The sequence below is a fragment of the Aestuariirhabdus sp. LZHN29 genome (assembly GCF_049985285.1).
Classification (GTDB): domain Bacteria; phylum Pseudomonadota; class Gammaproteobacteria; order Pseudomonadales; family Aestuariirhabdaceae; genus Aestuariirhabdus.
In genome coordinates, this window is record NZ_JBNIEU010000001.1 from 687,730 (window position 1) to 704,628 (window position 16,899).

Below are 16,899 nucleotides of genomic sequence, written 5' to 3' on the forward strand. Positions count from 1 at the left end.
ACACTTATCGAAACCTCAGCGGGCACGACGATGACGATTCGCACTCCAGCACCCGTACAGAACATCATCTTTACCCACACCCCAAGGGTTCCCAGGCTCGTCTTGTGGCTGGGGCTGGGGCTATTAAGCCTGCTGTCGGCTCCCACCCTCATTGCCGATGGCACGCAATCCGGCACGGCACCGCACCGCCTGGTTCATTTTTCCAGCGCTGGCTCCCCCGCCTATGGCTTCATCGACAATAACACTATCACCCCTCTCGTCGGAGATCTGTTCAGCGGCGACTACCGAGCGGGCAGCGGCTCACTGGCACTGGAGTCGGTGATTTTGCTGCCCGCGACCACTCCATCGAAGATCATCGCGGTGGGCCTCAACTACCGCAGCCATATGTTCTCATCGCGGGGCGACGTGCCACGCCTGTTCTCCAAGCTACCCAGCTCCCTCTCCGGCGATGGTGACCCGATCTGGCTATACCCCGACTCCACCAACCTTCACTACGAGGGGGAGCTGGTGGTGATCATCGGCAAAACCGCGCGCAATATCTCCGTTAGCGAAGCACCGGAGTATATTTTTGGCGTCAGCGCCGGCAACGATGTCACCGACCGTAGCTGGCAGTCATCCGATCTACAGTGGATTCGCGCCAAGGGTGCCGACAGCTTTTCCCCTCTCGCGCCCTGGATTCTGCGCGGTGCCGACTACAATGACCTGCTGGTTCAAACCCGGGTAAACGGCGAGGTGGTGCAATCGGAAAGCACAAAAAACCTGCTGTTTTCGGTGGACGAGATTGTCAGCTACGCCAGCCACTACTTCACCCTCAATCCCGGCGATCTGATCTACTCCGGCACGCCGGGATCTACCCGCCGTTTGAGCGCCGGAGATGTCGTAGAGGTATCGGTGCAGGGCGTCGGCGCGGTCACCAACCGGGTGATCCAACGGCCGCCCAAACCTCAATAGACCAGCTCACCTGCCGCACAACCTGACCCTCACTACCAGAGGGAGCAGCGCTGGCTGGTGCCTGCTGACCCGCAGATGGCATCAGCCTACCTGCTGCCCATGCAAGCGGGTCAGCATCTGCACCGCGAGGCGCCGAATCATGCTATCGGGGTTATCGAGCGCTTGCACCAGCAACGCCGTTGATGCCTCTATATCCATTTTGCTGAGTGCCTCGGCGGCTGGTTTACTCAGGGCGCCGCCCTCCTCAAGCCCCATGGCCACGATCAGCGAAACATCCGCGTAGCCGAGCGAGCCCAACGCGTCGATGACGGCCGTTCGTACACCGATCGACTCATCGTCATGACACCCGCGTATCGCTTTTACGATGCGGGTGGGGGTCATTTCATCCAGTGACACATGGTCCTTTGCCGTCAGCGCCTTACCGCTTCCCTGCTCAATCTCCACCAGCGAGCGGATCGCCTGTATCCGGACCAGGGTGTCCTCATCTTCCAGCGCGGCAAACAGCGGTTTGATGGCGCTCTTGTGCCCCAGCGCTCCAAGGGTACGAGCGCAGGCGAGTCGAATCTCTTCGGTACCCCCATGCAACTGGGTCACCAGTGGGCCCAGGCAATTGCTCAGCCCATCCAGCTGAGGGTGAGCGCTGGCCATTTCACCCAGGCTCTCTGTCGCCTGCTTGCGCAGATCGGGGTTGTCATCCATCAGGCAGGCGAGCAATTTTTGCATGCTCAATTCATCCTCCGCTTCTGCCAGCACCTGCGCCGCCAGAACCCGGCGCGCCTCGTGGGTGAACTCCCGGCGATTGCGTTTTTTACCGAGCATACGCTCCCCGGTACGGGCGTTGTGGTGCACGACATCACCAAACTCCGCCAGCTCCTCGGGCAGGGCATCCACCATCTCCAGAATGTGCCCGGAATCCTCGCTCAACTCCCGCTTTCCACTCACCATCGCCTCGGCGTTGGTGCGGGTAATCGCGTCCAGGGTAGAACTTACTGGCGTTACGAAATCCGACTCATCCCGGGTATCCGGGTACTGGGTGGAGAGGCCCTCCAATATCGCTTGCAGGGACGATTCCGGGCTGGCCGCCCCCGCTTCGTCTTCGACCGTTACGGTGACTATCAGGTCGGGGGATGCTGATTCCGGGGCTCGGCTAACGGCCGCCGCTTCGTTTTCATCCACAGCGGGCGCCACCTCCACAGCGGAGGGCTCCCGATCGGTTGCCGGATCCACCTCGGCCGCCTGGACGTATTGTTCCTCGGTTGCGAGCATCTCATGGATTTGTTGTAACGGCGTTGAATCCAGCGCTTCAACGCCCGCTGCACTATTGAGCCGATACAGAGTTCGCATGGCACTATGGCGCACGGCACCGTCCATATCGGCGGTGCTGGCAACGACCACCTCGATTACCGAAGAGTCACAACGCCCCAATGTACCCAGCGCGTGCAGCGCCTGGCAACGGACGAGGGGCAAGCGCTCACTCTCACCCGCCACCTCAATGAGTACCTCCACCCCGGCCTCTGTGCCCAAAATACCCAGCAGCTGGCAGGCCACGGCCGCCTCCTCATGCTCTGTACTCCTGGCACTGGCAATAATGAGTTCTGACCACTCCTCCACTACCACTGTCGACGCCTGCTGCACTCGCAAAGCGAGCAGCCTCATTGCGATCTGGCGCACGGTGGATGCCTCGGACCGCAACAGCTCAATACAAGCGGCTTCATCCAGCGCGCCGGAATCGATACTCCGCAACCCCTCCAGGGCCGCCACCTGTACCGCCGCGACCGGGTCGGTAAGCAACGCCGCCAGATGGGGAGCCTGAACCCCATCGCGGCGACCAGAGAGTGCGCGCGCAGCGGCTTCCCGCACCTCCCCACTGCTGCTGGATGTGAGTTCGATTAACAACGTTAACGCTTGCGGGTGCGTGCTATGACCCAGGGCACCCGCAATTCGACGCTGGGTGCGCATCGTCCCGCTCTCCAGTCGCCCAGCCAGCGCCTCGACTCCGGCCGCTCCACTCTGGGCCAGCGCCTTGAGCGCTTCGATCTCGATGTCCTGCCCCTCTTCATCATCGAGCAGCGCCATAATGTCGGTAATTGCAGCGGCGTGGCCGTGTCGCCCAACCGCTTTCACCGCTTCGAGTTGCAGGTCCCACCAATCATCCCAGCCCTCGGATTCACCGGTATCCATATCCGCCGGGCGCTGCAACACCAGCGGGCGCAACGCATCCAGTGCGACCGCACCGCCGCACTCACTCAACGCTCGGACGGCGGCCAACTTCACATCGCCCGCATCATGGTAGGCGAGAGCGTCCACCAGCCCCTGCACGGCGTCTTCTCCCCCCATCTCCCCCAGAGCCTGAGCCGCATCGACACAGACATCGAGGTCTTCATCCTGCAAGTGGTCATAAAGCGCAGAGCGAGCCCGGTAATCCGCCAGAACCCCCAGAGCCTGGGCCGCATGACAGCGGTCTACCTCATCACCCTGGTGCAATAATTCAATCAGTCGGTCCACGACCTCTGCTCGACTCGTCATACGCTCTTCTCGCTCCCTCGTTTTGCCCCTACACCCAACTATCGTGCGCACAGCCCCGTTTCGTTTTGAGGCGGAGACGTGCACGCTGGTACGCCAGCACGACGCACTTACCCTAGCAGAATCCCCCTGTTCGCGAGAGCAGATTGAGCAGGACATTAACTTTACAGCATCATTAGATTTTACAGGATCGTTCACCTATGACACTCAGGGTTCATTTAACCCCTTCCCAGCTCGACCAGGAGCTATCTCCATCGGACAGCTACGCCAAAAGTGTCACTAGTTTTTACACATATTCGACCGCCTCCCCAACACAGACCATTAACTACCTGATTTTCATGAATTTAAAAAAACTGGCAAAAAATATGCCTCTCTTCCTGTCCGACACCAAGCACCTAAAGGACATTTGGAATGCTTAACATCACCGCTCGTTTTTTCGCCGCCCTGATCGCACTCACTTTATCTGGAGTCGCCAGCGCGGTACCCATGGCCGACGTCTCATTGAGCTCGTTCATCCAGATTGGCAGCATTTCTAACAACGCCTCCAGCGGCGCCAATATCAGCACGCTTGTCTATGACCTGGGCACTCCCGGTGATGGCATTGCCACCTGGGACCTGCAAGGCGGGGGCAGAACTGCCGGAGGGGTGGCTTCCAATTTTTTGTCAAACCCCAACTTTGCCCAAACCATTACCTTCAGCGGCTTATCCATTGCACCGGGAGCCCTGTTCAATTTTAGTAGCCTCGATATCGACCTTATCCAGATACTCTCCCCCCTGAGTGTCACCGGCGGCACTCTTGATACTACCGGCTCCAGTCTGGTCAATGCCTCCTTCAGTGTTTTCTGGGATAACGGCACGTCAGGAACCACCGCTCTTATCCAGCAAGCCTGGGCGACGACCCAAACCCTGACGGTTACGGCTGAAGGAGAAGGCCAAACCCGCGGAACCGTTCCTATCCCCAGCTCTATTTCCCTATTGTTGTTGGGTCTTGCTGGAATAGGAATGACTCGGAAAAAGAAAACGGCATAACCTTTCACGCCTTGCCAATGCCTTAAAAACACAGCCCTTTGGGTTGTGTTTTTTTATGCGTTTTAAACGCTCCATCACATCGGTAATTTTCTCCTGGATACAGGCGCTTTTTGCGGAGAAAAAATCGCCGCTATCTTCCCTTGGCACAACCGGACCAACGCCCGCCCCCCCCGTGGCAAGCCCCACAACAATCGGCAATCTCACCCAGCCCCAATAGCGATCTCCCCACATTGGGCGGCGTGAAGCGATGCTAGACTCCACGCTCCACACCGCGCAGTGCCGTGGTTCATCAGCAACAGATAACCAGGGAAGGTTTATGTCGCTCTCTATTGTCTATACCCGTGCCCGCGTGGGGGTTGATGCCCCTCTGGTTACGGTTGAAACCCACCTCTCCAACGGTTTGCCATCACTGTCGATCGTGGGGCTGCCGGAAAGCTCCGTCAAGGAGGCGAAAGACCGCGTGCGCAGCGCCCTGCTCACCAGCGGCTTCCAGTTTCCAACCCGCCGTATCACCATCAACCTCGCTCCGGCCGATCTGCCCAAAGAGGGTGGGCGCTACGACCTGCCGATTGCGCTGGGGATACTGGCGGCGTCGGACCAGCTCCCCGGAGTGAACTTAACCGACTACGAATTTATTGGGGAGCTGGCGCTGTCGGGAGAGCTGCGTCCCTGCAGCGGGTCCCTCAGCGCCATGATGGCGGCCGAGAATGCCCAGCGTTGCATTGTTATCCCTGCCGCCAACGCCAGCGAAGGGGCCTTGCTGCAATCGCCTCGAATTGCCTGTGCGAAACACCTACTGACACTATGCAATACACTGGTACAGGGGCAACCGCTAGGGTCCTGCCCACCGCCGGCTACCATCACAACCCAGGAAGGCCCCTGCCTGAGTGATGTGGTGGGGCAGTTTCAGGGGCGACGGGCGCTGGAGGTTGCCGCCAGTGGAGGCCATAGCCTGCTGCTCTATGGCCCGCCCGGCACGGGCAAGACCATGCTCGCCTGTCGCCTGCCGGGAATCCTGCCGCCGCTGGCACGCGCAGACGCGCTGCAGGTAGCAAACCTCTACTCAATCGCCAGCGGGCACCCCCTGGCTTTGGGACAGCGCCCCTTTCGCGCCCCCCATCACAGCGCCTCTCCGGCGGCACTGGTGGGGGGCGGCGGAAATCCGCGCCCGGGGGAGATCTCGCTGGCCCATCGCGGGGTGTTGTTTTTGGACGAACTGCCCGAATTTGAGCGCAGAGTGCTGGAGGTGCTGCGCGAGCCGCTGGAGTCGGGCGAGATCGTTATATCCCGCGCCGCACGCCAGGTGACCTTCCCTGCCCAGTTTCAGCTGGTCGCTGCCATGAACCCCTGCCCCTGTGGCTATCTCGGTGATGCCGACCGGCCCTGCCGCTGCACCACCTCACAACTGGCCCGCTACCGGCAAAAGTTGTCAGGGCCCCTGCTCGATCGTATCGACCTGCAGGTTGAGGTGAGCCGTTTGCCGCCCAGCTCACTGGCGCAACTGGAAGCCTATGGCGGAGAATCTTCCTCGACCGTGTGCCACCGCGTTAGCGCTACCCAGCAGTGTCAATTCGATCGACAGGGGTGCATAAACGCCGAACTCGAGAACCGCAGGCTGATACAGGTCTGTGGACTGGGATCTGCACAGATCAAACTGCTGGAGCGTTCCATCGAGCAATTGGGATTATCGGGACGGGCCTACCATCGTGTATTGCGCATGGCACGGACATTGGCAGATATGGAACAAACTCACAAAGTAACCGATAGTCACATTATCGAAGCGCTAGGATTTCGTCAGCTGGACCGCATCAAACCCTGAGAGATTCGTAACCGGCGTCCGACTCCTCTAGCAGACGCAGAATATGATCATCGCTGCCCAGTAAAATCATAAGCGAATCCAGCGAAATCGGCTTGCTGTAGAGGAAGCCCTGTATCTGGTCGCAGGCCTCCCCCCGCAAAAAACCCGCCTGGGCGATATGGTCGACCCCTTCAGCCACTACCTGCAAGTTGAGCTTGTGGGCCAGACTGATCATCGCCCGTACAATCACCTGGTTATCGCCGTTGGTTTGCAGATCGCGAATAAATCCGCGATCGATCTTTATGGTCTGGATGGGCAACTGTTGCAGGTGGGAAAAGGAGGAGTAACCGGTACCAAAGTCGTCGAGGGAGAATTGAATTCCGAGCTGGCTCAGCGCACGCATCACCCCGGTGACCCGGGCAGGGTCTTGCATGACCGCAGTTTCGGTCAGTTCAAACTCCAGCCGCCCAAGATCTACATTGGCTTCGCCCAAGATATGGGTCAGCGTGTCTTGCAGTTTTTCGTCGCGGAACTGGCGAAACGACAGGTTCACCGCCACGTGAAGATCCTTATGCCCGGCCGCTGTCAGCAAGCCAAGATCCTTACAGGCCTGGTGTAGCACCCAGTAACCGATCGGAACAATCAACCCGCTCTCTTCGGCCAGTGGAATAAACTCGGCGGGTGATAACAGTCCCCGGGTCGGGTGCTGCCAACGCACCAGCGCTTCGACCCCGACCAGGCGCTCGCTGGTGACATCGATTCGAGGCTGGTAATGCAGGCGAAGCTCCTGCAAGCGAATCGCCCGACGCAGCTCGGCTTCCAGATAAAGCTGCCCCATCGCCTCCACCTTGAGCTCTTCGGTGTAAAACTGGTAACTGCTGCCGCGCTGCTTCTTGGCCTCTTTCATAGCCAGCTCGGCATTGCGTACCAGCGCAGCAAGATCGCTACCACCCTCCGGGTAACTGCTGATACCGACGCTGCAGTGGATCGACACCAGATGCTCGCCGAGCTCAATCGGCGTCGAGATAACGTCCACCAGCTTTTTCACCGCCCGCAGCATCTCGGCAGAGTTGGGCATGTTCTCCATGATAATGGAGAATTCGTCACCCGAGGTTCTCGCCAGGGTGTCGGTGCGGCGCATGGCGCTCTGCAAACGCCCGGTCACCTCGCAGATCAGCTGATCCCCTGCCTCCTGGCCGTAAGATTCATTGACCTTACGGAACTGGTCCAGATCAACCACCAGGGTGACAAAACTGCTGCCATCCCGATCGGCGCGCCCTATGGCCCGCTGCAACCGATCTCGAAACAGCATCCGATTGGGAAGGTTGGTAAGGGGGTCATAACGGACCTGCTGCGCCATCTGTTGGCGACAGCGATTAAGTTCACAGCTGTAGTGGATAGAGCGCGCAAGAAGCTCAGCCGTGAGCTGACTATCGGGCAACAGGTCTATCACCAGTGGATCAGCGGCCATCCCGGCTCCGGTCAGCCCCTCACCCAGCAGAATAATGGGGCAAGGTGATGGGAGCGCAGCGAGGCTCCCTCCCAGGGACTCGGTGTCCTGCCAGGTTGTAGACTGGTCAATCAATAGCAGATCCGTCTCGTGCTCCCCAAGATGGGCCATCGCTCCCTTAACCGAGGGACACCAATAAAGAGAGTGGCTACGGGTGTCGGGGTGACTGGAAAGCAACTGGCGCAACAATAGGAACCGCTGCTGGTCGGTACTGACCAACAGCAGGTTGAGGGAAGGGGTTCCATTGTTGCTCTGTGGGGGCAAGAGGCCGCCTATTGTTATCAATTCCGCTACTACCTTATTGCTCCGGCACTCCTCGCCAGCTCCATTTGAATCCGTCCAGTGATGAACACAGTACCGGATTGAAAAGGGTTTTTTCAATACAAACAAGCTGATACAAGGGAAAAATAAAAAAAATGTTAAATAACTAACGAATTCAAAGAATGCACCTTCCCGCGCTGGCCGGCTTCGGGTTCTGCTTTCGTTTCCACCATCTGCTAAAATGGCGCGCCCTGCGATTCGGCCTTAATCACTGTGAACCACCTCAATAAACGCCAGCACGAAGCCGTGCATTTTATCGACGCTCCCCTACTGGTGCTGGCGGGCGCAGGCAGTGGCAAGACCAGCGTAATCACCACCAAAATCGCCTACCTAATCCAGCAGTGTGGGTATCGTGCCAACAACATCGTCGCCGTCACCTTTACCAACAAGGCAGCACGCGAGATGAAAGAGCGGGTCGGCAAACTGGTAAAAGGCGCTGCTGCGCGGGGGCTCACGGTCTCAACCTTCCACAACCTGGGGCTCAACATTATCCGCAAGGAGCATCAGGCGCTGGGGTACAAGAGCACCTTCTCCATCTTCGATGCCCAGGACGCCCAGACCCTGATTAGCGACCTGATGCTTAAAGACGATCAGGGCGAGGATGAGCAGACCGACCAGATCCAGCACATGATCTCCAACTGGAAAAACGACATGGTCACCCCCGAGCAGGCGCTGGCATCGGCCCGGGGCCCCAGCGAAGAGATCGCTGCCCGCGTCTACTTTCATTACGACCGCACCCTCAAGGCCTACAACTCAGTCGATTTTGACGATCTCATCCTGCTACCGGTAAAGCTGTTCCAAACCCGTCCCGATATCCTCGAAAAGTGGCAAAATCGCATCCGCTACCTGCTGGTAGACGAGTATCAGGATACCAACGCCAGCCAGTACCTGCTGGTCAAGCAGCTGGTCGGCCTGCGCGCTCAATTTACCGTAGTGGGTGACGACGATCAGTCGATCTATGCCTGGCGCGGTGCGCGGCCGGAAAACCTGGTGCAGCTGCAGACCGATTTTGCCTCCCTGCGGGTGATCAAACTGGAACAGAACTACCGCTCCACCAGCCGTATCCTCAAGGCCGCCAACACCCTGATCGACAACAACCCCCATGTGTTCGAAAAACGCCTCTGGAGCGAGCTGGGGATGGGGGCAGAGATCCGGGTGCTTCGCTGCCGCAACGACGAGGCAGAAGCGGAACGGGTCGCTACCGAGATCGTCAGCCAGCGCCTGAAGCAGGCGACCCAGTATCGCGACTATGCCATTCTTTACCGTGGCAACCACCAGTCCCGCTTGCTGGAGCTTAAACTTCAGCACCACCAGATCCCTTACCACATCAACGGCGGTACCTCCTTCTTCTCCCGCGCCGAGGTGAAGGACATCATGGCTTACCTGCGCCTGCTGATTAACCGCGATGACGATAACGCCTTCCTGCGTATCGTTAATGCTCCGCGCAGGGAGATAGGGCCCTCTACGCTGGAGAAACTGGGTAACTATGCCAACGACCGTCACGTGAGTCTGTTCGCGGCGATCGCAGAGGTAGGGCTAGAGCAGTTCCTGAGCGGGCGTCACCTTGAAAAGCTGCGTAAATTTGCCCAGTGGATCGATAGCGTCGCCCGGCGCTGCTACCAGGATGACCCGGTGGCCGCTATTCGCGAAATGATCTACGACTGCGACTACGAGTCCTACATCGCCCAGCACTGCAGCAATGAGGTCATCGCAGAGAAACGGATGGGCAACGTCTGGTTCCTGCTGGAAGCACTGAAACAGACCCTCGACAAATCCGACGACGACGAGATCACCTTCGAGGACGCCATCGCCCGTCTGGTGCTGCGCGACATGCTCGAACGGCAGGAGGAGGAGGACGATGCTGACCGGGTGCAACTGATGACCCTACACGCCTCCAAGGGACTGGAGTATCCCCATGTTTTTATGGTTGGCATGGAGGAGGAGTTGTTGCCCCACCGCACCAGTATCGAGGAGGATAATATCGAGGAGGAGCGTCGCCTCACCTACGTCGGCATCACCCGCGCCCGTCAAACCCTGACCCTGACTCTGGCGGGTATGCGCAAGCAGTATGGAGAGGTGTTCGATACGACCCCTAGCCGCTTTCTTGACGAGCTCCCCCCCGAAGACCTGATCCGCGAAGGCTGGGGAGAAACCGCTACCGCAGAACAGAAACAAGCCAACGCCACCAGCCATCTGGACGCCATGCGGCAATTGCTAAACCGTTCCTAAGCGGTGGCGGGTTGCGTGCCCCGAAACTTCCTGCTTCAATCAGCCTCACCCTTTGCGGAGCCCATCCATGAGCCTCTGGAAAAACCCACAAACCCTGCAGCAGATCAATCAACAGGGGCGCGACTCGTTAATAAGCCATCTGGGAATTGAAATCACCGAGTTGGGTGACGACTATCTGGTGGGTACCATGCCGGTCGATAAACGCACCCACCAGCCCATAGGTCTCCTCCACGGCGGCGCATCGGTCGTGCTGGCCGAAACCCTCGGTAGCACCGCCGCCAATCTGGCCGCCGCCCCCGACTGCTATTGCGTGGGGCTGGAGATCAACGCCAACCATCTCTCCGGTATGCGCTCGGGCACCCTCATCGGCACCGCCAAAGCCGTACATATCGGGCGCTCGACCCAGGTCTGGGAGATCCGCATGGAGACTGAACAGGGCAAAGCGGTCTGTATCTCCCGCCTCACCATGGCGGTCCTTAAAAGAGCCTCTGAAAACTAGCGCTGACAGCGCACCGCTGCGACCCCTATTGGCCCGATTTGAGGCGGGTCCAGAGGCGGGTTTGTTGACGCTCGAGTTTGCGCAACACCGGCTTATGAATAAACAGCTTCCCCATCACCTCGGGGTCGGGGAAGATCCCTTTTTGATTACGGATCTCTTCATCCACCAGCGCAATAGCGGCATCATTGGGAGTGGCATACGCCACGTAGTTGACGATCCCCGCCATCACCTCAGGTTCCAGTAGGTAGTTGATCAGGGCATGGGCATTGTCGGGATTGGGCGCGTCCTTGGGAATTCCCATCATATCGAACCAGATCGGAGCCCCCTCCTTGGGAATGCTGTAAACGACACTGACACCACTGCCCGCCTCATCGGCACGGTCGGCAGCCTGCAGCACATCGCCGGACCAACCCACCGCAACACAGATATCACCATTGGCCAGGTCGGCGATGTACTTTGAGGAGTGGAAGTAGGTGATGTAGGGGCGTACCGTCTCCATCAGCTCAGCGGCTCGGGTGTAATCGGCGGCACTCATGCTGTTGGGGTCGAGCCCCAAATAGATCAGCGCCAGTGGCATCATCTCATCGGGTGAATCCATAAAGCTGACGCCACAGCTTCCCAGTTTTTCCATATACCGGGGATCAAACACCAGCGACCAGCTATCAACAGGAGCGTCCTCGCCTAGCGCCGCCTTGACCTTCTCCTCGTTATAACCGATGCCGGTGGTTCCCCACATGTAGGGGACACCGTATTGATTGCCCGGATCGGTCACTTCAGCCAACTGCGCCATCAGCTTGGGGTTCAGGTTTTTCAGATTGGGGATCTTGCTCTTGTCCAGGCGCTGGTAGATACCCGCCTGGATCTGCTTGGCCATAAAGTTATCCGAAGGCACCACGAGATCGTAGCCGGATTGTCCGGTGAGCAACTTGGCTTCCAGCACCTCATTGGCATCAAACACGTCATACACCACTTTAATCCCGGTTTTTGCCTCGAAATTGGCGGTGGTGTCCTCGGCGATATAGTCGCTCCAGTTGTAGACGTTCACTGTGCCTTGGGCCATGGCCATGGGGGCCAAAAGCGCCGCCAGTAATGGTGCGCCGAATCGAAGGAGTGTGTGCATGAATCCTGTTTCCTTAACGGTGAGTATCGTAAACATAAAAAGGGCCGGCAGGGTAACAGAAACGCTGCAACGAGCAAGCCCTCTGTATGCCCGTATTGACCAGACTAGACTAATACCCCAAGTCCTGCTGTTGAGCATAACTCGCTACGACTGACAGGGATGTCAGGAGTGTCGATTGTGCAGGAGCAACCATCGACCGGCAGGGATGTCAGGAGTGTCGATTGTGCAGGAGCAACCATCGACCGGCAGGGATGTCAGGAGTGTCGATTGTGCAGGAGCAACCATCGACCGGCAGGGATGTCAGGAGTGTCGATTGTGCAGGAGCAACCATCGACCGGCAGGGATGTCAGGAGTGTCGATTGTGCAGGAGCAACCATCGACCGGCAGGGATGTCAGGAGTGTCGATTGTGCAGGAGCAACCATCGACCGGCACATAAAACCTCCCGCGGGGGTGCCGGGGAGGTTTTTCGGGTCGGGGTTAATTAGCGGGAAAGACCGCTCATAAACTCAACCGCAGAGGCCAGCTCATCATCGCTGCAGGCAGCGCAACCGCCCTTGGCGGGCATCGCGTTGATACCACTGATAGCGTGGGCCACCAGCTTATCGAACCCACCGGCTTTTTCTACGCGGGCTTGCCACTGGGCACTATCACCCTGCTTCGGTGCGTTCAGCACACCCGTGGCGTGGCACGCAGCACAGGAAGCATTGAAAACCTCTTCGCCACTACGACCGGCGGCGGCCGCTGCGCCCCCGGCGCTGGCACAGGCATCACCCTGCACACAGATTTCACCTAACGGCTTAATACGCTCGGCAATGGCTTCATCGGCCTGGCTAACAGAGGCCAGCATCAAGCCGGCGATACAGAGTGCGCCAAAGGCGCCTTTTTTCAACATCTCAATTGCTAAAGCCACGCAGCTTCCCCTCATTGGTTGGATGTATCTGACCATTATTTGATCATAGGAATTTTTTGCAGGGCGATTATAGACCATTCTCTGCGCGCCACAAAGCAAGCCTCTCAGAGGGTGACAACACGCAGTGCAATCAACAACAACATGACCCCGGTCACGCGATCAATCAACTGCGCCCGCGCCCTGAGTCGAACCAGTACCGATGGGCGTGATAGCACCAGCGCGACCAGGCAATACCATCCACCATCGATCACAGTCGGGGTCAGCACCATCACCAACACCAGCCAGGACGAGGTCTCGGGTTCAACGAACTGGCTAAACAGGGCGATAAAAAAAATCATCAGCTTGGGGTTGAGCAGGGAGATCATCAACCCATCCCGCGCCGCTTGCTGCCAGTGCTGATCTGCAACAGCCGATGACTCCTCGGTGATACTACCCGCCGAGCGCAGGGCCTTGATCCCCAGCCATGCCAGATACGCGGCCCCTGCCCAGCCAAGCAGCTGCTGGCCAACGGGATAGAGTGCGAACAGTGCCGCCAGCCCGGTAACCGACAGCAACGCATAACAGCCCACCCCGAGGGCGTGGAATACGCCAACCACCATGCCGTGTCCCCGGGAATGATTCACCGTATGGCGCACCACCACGGCCAGGCTGGGGCCGGGTGACATTGCCCCCAACAGGCAGACCCCGACCAGCGCTAGCCAGGCCGTCCAGCTCATGACAACCCTTCCGCAGAATGAGGGTGCGGCGGGGGCACTAATGATTCCTGCACAGATATAGGGCGCACCACTGCGGTGAGATGCGGCTTAACTGCGGCCGAATCCTGCAACAGAAAACGCACCTCTCCCGCAGCCTCCTGCTGCCAGCTCATCAGCGCCTCTCCCGGTAAGTAGAGCGGGGTTTTAAAATCACAGTCGACCTCCAGCGCCACTGGCAGTTCGGCCATCTGGGCCTGCAGTGTGCTCAGGCAGCGGGCTTTGCTCCACATACCATGCATAATGGCGCGGGGAAAACCAAACAGGCGTGCGCACAGGCGATGAAGGTGGATGGGATTATAATCACCGGCACTACGGGCGTAACGCCACCCCATATTCACCGGTAGAGACCAGCGTTCACGCAGCGGGAGTGGAGCCAGTGGGTCGGGGGCCGAACGGGCCCTGGCGACCGCCATTGCCGGATTGCGGTAGAGGTTGACGCTGCAGCTCTGCCACAGGGTTGTCCCCTGCCGGCTGAGCCGGGTATGAAGATCAAATTCCAGCCCGCGCCCAGACTCACGCTGCGCGCCCAACCAACACTCGATATCCACCACCTCGCCGGGGTCTATCGCCTCCAATACCCGGATGCGATTGCGCAGGTGCACCAACCCCAGCAGTGGCAGTGGAAACTCGGGGGCCACCAGCAGGCTTAGCTGCATGGGAAAATTTAACAGGTGGGGATAGCAGATCGGCAGGGGGCCGGCTTCGCCACCGGGATCCATAACCAACGCTCGGTAATCTTGCAGATGAGCAGCATCGATCTTCACCCCTTCTACCCGCACGCCCAGTTCCGGCAGGGTGCAGGATTTTCCGACGCTCTTCCCCTTGCGGCTAAACAACGCGCGGGCAAACAGGGGGGGCAGCGATGGCATAGCGGTGACTAACACGGTACTAGATCCTTGCAACGTCTCGGTTTCAGGGCGCAAACGGTAACACAAAGTGAAACCGGCTGCCCTTCCCCAGCTGGCTCTCGACAGCAATTTCGCTGCCGTGGAGTTGCAAAATTCGGCGGCTGATCGCCAACCCCAGACCGGAGTTGCCGAACCTGCCCGAAACCGCATTAGCGCCGCGATAATGGGGCTCAAAGATATGGGGCAGATCCTCACTGGCGATGCCGGCGCCGGTATCGCAAACGCTGACCCGTAACCCTTGCGCTGTGGTCGCGATCTCTACCCAGACCCGACCTCCTCGATCACAGTGCCGGATAGCGTTTTCCAGTAAGTTGGTAAGCACTCGCTCCAGCTTTTCGATGTCGGCCATCAGCTGCAACGACGGGTCCCTCGGTTCCACCGCGAGGGCGATCTCACGCTGCTGAGCTTGCAGGGACAATTTCTGCAACAGGTCCTGCACCAGTTCGGCGATCGCAACCGGCTCTGGGTGTACTGCGCTGTCGGCACTATCGAGGTGTGCCAACTCAAACAGCTGCTCTACCAATGCACTGACTCGATGCCCGCTGTCCAGCGCCACCTGCACCAGCTCAGCGCCTTCGGCACCGGCATAGCGAATCTGCCAGGTTTCCAGGTACCCCAGCAGCGCTGCCAGCGGCGTGCGCAGGTCATGGGATACGTAGGAGACCAGCTCGCGGCGCAGGGCATCGCTGCCTTTGACCCGCAGATACTGCTGCTCCAGCACCTCCACCAACTCATTGAAGGTGGCGCCCAGGCGTTCGATCTCATCCGGACTGTCGGCGCGCCACCGATGGGGGGTGGGCACGACCTGCTCGAAGCCTCGCTGGCGATACTGGCTCATTTCGCGGGATAACCGTCGCAGCGGGCGGGTCAACAGGGCAAACAGCAGCAAACTGACCAGCAACCCGAAGGCCAGCGCCGCCAACGCCCCCCACACACCCAGCTTGACGATATGGCTCTGCTGCAGCAGCGCCATCAGGTCATCGTAGGCTTCACCACCAATGATGATATAGAGGTATCCGGCCAGGCGTTCACCATCGCGAATCTCGGCCACCGAAAACACCTTTTGGCGGGAGCGCGAGCGGGGGTCATCGCCCATAATAGGCAGCATCTGACTACCGGCAAGAAACGCCTTTATCGGCTGCAGGCCAACCGAACTCCTCTTTATTCGGTCTTTGTCGGCAGAGTAAGTGGTCACTTTACCGGTGGGATCGAGCAGATAGAATTCGAAGCTGGGCCCCAGAATCATCATCGAGTGAAAGCGCTGGCGCAGGGCCTCATGATCAATCTCCCCATCGCGCACCAGCGGATTATCCTGCACCACATGAAGAGCCAGGTCGCGATGCAAACGCTGTTCAACTTCGTCCTGATAGGTGCGCGTCAGCTGTTGGGCCAACGCCATCAATAGCACCACCAGCAGCAGAAAGCTGGTCAACAGTGCCAGCGACAGCTTGCTGTAGAAGGTAGCAAAACGCGTCAGCATACAGGCTCCGGAACATCGCAGAGTTTGTAACCTACCCCCCACACCGTTAGCACGTAGCGGGGCGCGGAGGGTTCGGACTCGAGTTTATTGCGCAGGCGATTAATGTGGGAGTTAACCGTATGCTCGTAACCGCTGTGCTGATAGCCCCAGACGGCATCGAGCAGCTCCGTGCGACTGAATACGGTGCCCGGCTGGCGCGCCAGATAGAGCAAAAGATCAAACTCGGTCGCAGTTAACTCCACGGCACGGCCAGCTAGCGCCACATGCCGGCGCTGCGGGTCGATAGCCAGCTCCCCAATAAGAATCTGCTGCACCTCCGGTTCGGCCCGTTGGCTGAGCATATCCACCCGCCGCAGCAGCGCTTTAACCCTCGCCTGCAGTTCGCGGACCGAGAAAGGCTTGGTAAGGTAATCGTCCGCACCCAGCTCCAATCCAACCACACGGTCGGCTTCCGAGTCTCGGGCGGTGAGCATCAGTATGGGCAGGGTTCGCTGTTCAGCCCGCAAACGACGACAGAGTTCCAACCCATCGATTCCCGGCAACATCAGATCCAGCACCAGCAGGTCGTACTGAGCCTTTAGCGCCAACGCCAAACCCTCGACACCATTGTCACAGCCGTCGACGGCATGATTGGCGTCGGCCAGATTCATCACCAGCAGTTTATTGATGTCGGGATCATCCTCGATCACCAGAATCCGTTTCGTCATGCCGCCCTCTCGGCCTGTCGGCTTAAACGGCCCTCTCCTGAAAGCCAGTGGCAACCAGTATGGTTGACGCTATGCTTGAAGTTATCACGAATGTGTCACGAGATGTCATGATTCCATAAAACCGCCATACAGCCCCTTTCCCCCTTCGCGGAGCTTGT

General features: G+C 58.9%; 13 protein-coding genes. 5 read left to right on the forward strand and 8 right to left on the reverse strand.

Annotation, left to right across the window (positions count from 1 at the left end; genetic code table 11):
• Positions 1 to 30: 30 nt before the first annotated feature.
• Positions 31 to 951: a fumarylacetoacetate hydrolase family protein gene (locus ACP3PW_RS03325; protein ID WP_426415243.1), complete on the forward strand. Its 921-nt coding sequence runs from the start codon at positions 31 to 33 to the stop codon at positions 949 to 951.
• Between the two features lie 81 nt (positions 952 to 1,032).
• On the opposite strand, the gene ACP3PW_RS03330 is transcribed toward ACP3PW_RS03325, so the two are convergent.
• On the reverse strand, positions 1,033 to 3,477 hold the full coding sequence (locus ACP3PW_RS03330) for a HEAT repeat domain-containing protein (RefSeq protein ID WP_426415244.1): 2,445 nt from the start codon (positions 3,475 to 3,477) through the stop codon (positions 1,033 to 1,035).
• A gap of 408 nt (positions 3,478 to 3,885) precedes the next feature.
• On the opposite strand from ACP3PW_RS03330, the gene ACP3PW_RS03335 reads away from it, so the two are divergent.
• Together ACP3PW_RS03335 and ACP3PW_RS03340 are read left to right on the forward strand one after the other, a co-directional pair.
• Entirely contained in the window at positions 3,886 to 4,503 is a 618-nt protein-coding gene (locus ACP3PW_RS03335; RefSeq protein WP_426415245.1) for a PEP-CTERM sorting domain-containing protein, read from the forward strand.
• A 316-nt stretch (positions 4,504 to 4,819) separates the two neighbouring features.
• Positions 4,820 to 6,322, forward strand: coding sequence for a YifB family Mg chelatase-like AAA ATPase (locus ACP3PW_RS03340; RefSeq protein WP_426415246.1), 1,503 nt, complete (start codon positions 4,820 to 4,822; stop codon positions 6,320 to 6,322).
• On the opposite strand, the gene ACP3PW_RS03345 is transcribed toward ACP3PW_RS03340, so the two are convergent.
• Positions 6,312 to 8,075, reverse strand: coding sequence for a putative bifunctional diguanylate cyclase/phosphodiesterase (locus ACP3PW_RS03345; protein ID WP_426415247.1), 1,764 nt, complete (start codon positions 8,073 to 8,075; stop codon positions 6,312 to 6,314). The genes ACP3PW_RS03340 and ACP3PW_RS03345 overlap by 11 nt on opposite strands.
• A 270-nt stretch (positions 8,076 to 8,345) precedes the next feature.
• On the opposite strand from ACP3PW_RS03345, the gene rep reads away from it, so the two are divergent.
• A complete protein-coding gene (gene rep, locus ACP3PW_RS03350; RefSeq protein ID WP_426415248.1) occupies positions 8,346 to 10,361 on the forward strand; it encodes a DNA helicase Rep in 2,016 nt (671 codons plus the stop codon).
• A 67-nt stretch (positions 10,362 to 10,428) separates the two neighbouring features.
• Entirely contained in the window at positions 10,429 to 10,860 is a 432-nt protein-coding gene (locus ACP3PW_RS03355; protein WP_426415249.1) for a hotdog fold thioesterase, read from the forward strand.
• A 25-nt stretch (positions 10,861 to 10,885) separates the two neighbouring features.
• Here the strand turns inward: ACP3PW_RS03355 and ACP3PW_RS03360 are convergent, their stop codons facing one another.
• The 6 genes from ACP3PW_RS03360 to ACP3PW_RS03385 all read right to left on the reverse strand — a co-directional run bounded on the left by ACP3PW_RS03360 (position 10,886) and on the right by ACP3PW_RS03385 (position 16,741).
• Positions 10,886 to 11,980, reverse strand: coding sequence for a polyamine ABC transporter substrate-binding protein (locus ACP3PW_RS03360; protein WP_426415250.1), 1,095 nt, complete (start codon positions 11,978 to 11,980; stop codon positions 10,886 to 10,888).
• Between the two features lie 482 nt (positions 11,981 to 12,462).
• Positions 12,463 to 12,891: a c-type cytochrome gene (locus ACP3PW_RS03365; RefSeq protein WP_426415251.1), complete on the reverse strand. Its 429-nt coding sequence runs from the start codon at positions 12,889 to 12,891 to the stop codon at positions 12,463 to 12,465.
• A 104-nt stretch (positions 12,892 to 12,995) separates the two neighbouring features.
• A complete protein-coding gene (locus tag ACP3PW_RS03370; RefSeq protein WP_426415252.1) occupies positions 12,996 to 13,607 on the reverse strand; it encodes a LysE family translocator in 612 nt (203 codons plus the stop codon).
• Positions 13,604 to 14,530 carry a MaoC/PaaZ C-terminal domain-containing protein gene (locus tag ACP3PW_RS03375; protein WP_426415253.1) on the reverse strand — a complete coding sequence of 309 codons (927 nt, stop codon included), beginning with the start codon at positions 14,528 to 14,530 and terminating at the stop codon, positions 13,604 to 13,606. Before ACP3PW_RS03375 ends, ACP3PW_RS03370 begins: the two co-directional genes overlap by 4 nt.
• Before the next feature lie 28 nt (positions 14,531 to 14,558).
• Positions 14,559 to 16,034 (reverse strand): sensor histidine kinase, encoded by a 1,476-nt coding sequence (locus ACP3PW_RS03380; RefSeq protein ID WP_426415254.1) that lies wholly within the window; start codon positions 16,032 to 16,034, stop codon positions 14,559 to 14,561.
• Entirely contained in the window at positions 16,028 to 16,741 is a 714-nt protein-coding gene (locus tag ACP3PW_RS03385) for a response regulator transcription factor (RefSeq protein ID WP_426415255.1), read from the reverse strand. Before ACP3PW_RS03385 ends, ACP3PW_RS03380 begins: the two co-directional genes overlap by 7 nt.
• Between the last annotated feature and the right edge of the window lie 158 nt (positions 16,742 to 16,899).

Excerpts from the sequence above, each read along its gene's own strand:
- ACP3PW_RS03325 (WP_426415243.1), top strand. The coding sequence starts at position 31 with ATGACGATTCGCACTCCAGCACCCGTACAGAACATCATCTTTACCCAC.
- ACP3PW_RS03330 (WP_426415244.1), bottom strand. The coding sequence starts at position 3,477 with ATGACGAGTCGAGCAGAGGTCGTGGACCGACTGATTGAATTATTGCAC.
- ACP3PW_RS03335 (WP_426415245.1), top strand. The coding sequence starts at position 3,886 with ATGCTTAACATCACCGCTCGTTTTTTCGCCGCCCTGATCGCACTCACT.
- ACP3PW_RS03340 (WP_426415246.1), top strand. The coding sequence starts at position 4,820 with ATGTCGCTCTCTATTGTCTATACCCGTGCCCGCGTGGGGGTTGATGCC.
- ACP3PW_RS03355 (WP_426415249.1), top strand. The coding sequence starts at position 10,429 with ATGAGCCTCTGGAAAAACCCACAAACCCTGCAGCAGATCAATCAACAG.
- ACP3PW_RS03360 (WP_426415250.1), bottom strand. The coding sequence starts at position 11,980 with ATGCACACACTCCTTCGATTCGGCGCACCATTACTGGCGGCGCTTTTG.
- ACP3PW_RS03370 (WP_426415252.1), bottom strand. The coding sequence starts at position 13,607 with ATGAGCTGGACGGCCTGGCTAGCGCTGGTCGGGGTCTGCCTGTTGGGG.
- ACP3PW_RS03380 (WP_426415254.1), bottom strand. The coding sequence starts at position 16,034 with ATGCTGACGCGTTTTGCTACCTTCTACAGCAAGCTGTCGCTGGCACTG.
- ACP3PW_RS03385 (WP_426415255.1), bottom strand. The coding sequence starts at position 16,741 with ATGACGAAACGGATTCTGGTGATCGAGGATGATCCCGACATCAATAAA.